Below are 1,852 nucleotides of genomic sequence, written 5' to 3'. Positions count from 1 at the left end.
GTTTGGGTAAGCTGCGTTGCCATATGAATACCTTTTCCGATAGCGTGCTGACCGCGCTGCGGCTGGTGCTGTCGGGCGACCCGGCGCTTTGGAGCGTGGTCTTTCGTTCGCTGGCCGTGAGCGCCATGGCCTGCGTGATCGCCTGTGGCCTGGGTCTGCTCTTGGGCTCGCTGCTGGCGGTGTCGCGTTTCCGTGGCCGCCCGGTGTTGCTCACCCTGCTCAACACGTTTCTTGCCGTGCCTTCGGTGGTCGTGGGCCTGGTGGTCTATCTGCTGCTGTCGCGCAGCGGGCCACTCGGCTTCCTGGGCTGGTTGTTCAGCTTCCAGGCCATGGTGCTGGCCCAGTCTCTGCTGGTGCTGCCGCTGGTTACTGCGCTCACGCGGCAGGTGGTGGAAGACGCCGATACCTCGCACGGCGAGCAGCTGCGCTCGCTGGGCGCGCGCACGGCCATGCGCAGCTTGTTGCTGGCCTGGGACGAACGCTACGCCTTGCTCACCGTGCTGATCACGGCCTTTGGGCGCGCCGTGTCCGAAGTGGGCGCGGTGATGATCGTGGGCGGCAACATCGACGGCTTTACGCGCGTGATGACGACCGCGATCGCGCTCGAAACCAGCAAGGGCGATCTGCCCCTGGCCCTGGGCCTGGGTCTGGTGTTGTTGTCGGTGGTGCTCTTGCTCAACAGCCTGGTTTCGCTGCTGCGCCGTTGGCGCGAGCGGCTCGATACCGGCAGCCAGAACGGCGCGGTGGCGCTCGCATGAGCGCGGGGCCCCAACATGAACCGCTGTTCGAACTCCAGGCGGTCGATGTGAGGCTGGGGGCGCGGGCGCAGGTGCACGCGCTGTCTGGCGTCTCGCTGCGCATCGCCGCAGGAGAACGGGTGGCGCTGGTGGGCGCCAACGGCAGCGGCAAGAGCAGCCTGTTGCGCTGCCTGCACGGCTTGCTGCCGGTGGCTTCGGGGCGCTTGCAGCTGGCGCCGGATTTGCGCATGGCGATGCTGTTCCAGCGTCCGCACATGCTGCGCCTGAGTGCGCGCAACAACGTGGCGCTGGGCCTGTGGCTGGACGGTGTGCCCTGGAGTGCCGCCAAACTGCAGGCGCTGGAGGCGCTGGAACGGGTGGGTCTGGCGGGGTTGGCGCAGCGCAACGCGCGCGCTTTGTCGGGCGGTCAGCAACAACGCCTGGCTTTGGCGCGGGCCTGGGCGCGCCGACCCGGGGTCTGGCTGCTCGACGAACCCACGGCCAGCCTGGACCCGCACGCCAAGCGCGAGGTCGAGGCCTTGATCACCGACTTCGCCGAGCACAGCACAGGGAACCAACCGTCGACCCTGATTTTCAGCAGCCACAACCTGGGCCAGGTGAAGCGCCTGGCCAGCCGGGTGCTGTACCTGGAGCAAGGGCGGCTCCTGGCCGACTTGCCCACCGCCGATTTTTTCAACCACGAACGTTTGCAGGCCATGTGCCCGCAGGCCCATGCTTTTGTCAAAGGAGAAACCCCATGAATGCTGTCACCCCTTTTCGATTCAAACGCCTCGCACTGAGCGGTCTGCTGGGCGCGGTCGGCCTGCTGGCTTCTGCCGCCACCCTGGCGCAAAACATCGTGGTCGCATCCACCACGTCCACCGAGCAGTCGGGCTTGTTTGCCCACCTGTTACCGGCTTTCAAAACAGCCAGCGGCATCGACGTGAAGGTGGTCGCGCTGGGCACGGGGCAGGCGATCGACATGGCCCGCCGCGGCGACGCCGATGTGCTGTTCGTGCACGACCAGGTCAAAGAAGAGCAGTTTGTGGCCGACGGCTTCGCAGGCCAGCGGCTGGACGTGATGTACAACGACTTTGTGCTGATCGGACCCAAGG

Annotated in this window: 3 protein-coding genes; all 3 read left to right on the top strand. The window is 66.5% G+C overall.

Annotated features, from left to right (window positions below):
* The first annotated feature begins 23 nt into the window (after positions 1-23).
* Positions 24-758, top strand: coding sequence for an ABC transporter permease (locus ABYB95_RS22735; RefSeq protein ID WP_372662380.1), 735 nt, complete (start codon positions 24-26; stop codon positions 756-758).
* The gene (locus ABYB95_RS22730; RefSeq protein WP_372662377.1) at positions 755-1,498 is read left to right on the top strand and encodes an ATP-binding cassette domain-containing protein; all 744 of its coding nucleotides are present in this window, start codon (positions 755-757) and stop codon (positions 1,496-1,498) included. The genes ABYB95_RS22735 and ABYB95_RS22730 overlap by 4 nt, the downstream gene beginning before the upstream one ends.
* On the top strand, positions 1,495-1,852 hold a 358-nt coding region (locus ABYB95_RS22725; protein ID WP_372662374.1), incomplete at its 3' end, for a substrate-binding domain-containing protein. The genes ABYB95_RS22730 and ABYB95_RS22725, both read left to right, overlap by 4 nt.

This window comes from Hydrogenophaga sp. (assembly GCF_041633695.1).
GTDB lineage: Bacteria > Pseudomonadota > Gammaproteobacteria > Burkholderiales > Burkholderiaceae_C > Hydrogenophaga.
This window is presented reverse-complemented; position numbering and strand designations above follow the sequence as displayed.

Bases quoted from the DNA above. Each gene is read 5' to 3' on its own strand.
- ABYB95_RS22735 (WP_372662380.1), top strand. From the start codon at position 24: ATGAATACCTTTTCCGATAGCGTGCTGACCGCGCTGCGGCTGGTGCTG.
- ABYB95_RS22730 (WP_372662377.1), top strand. From the start codon at position 755: ATGAGCGCGGGGCCCCAACATGAACCGCTGTTCGAACTCCAGGCGGTC.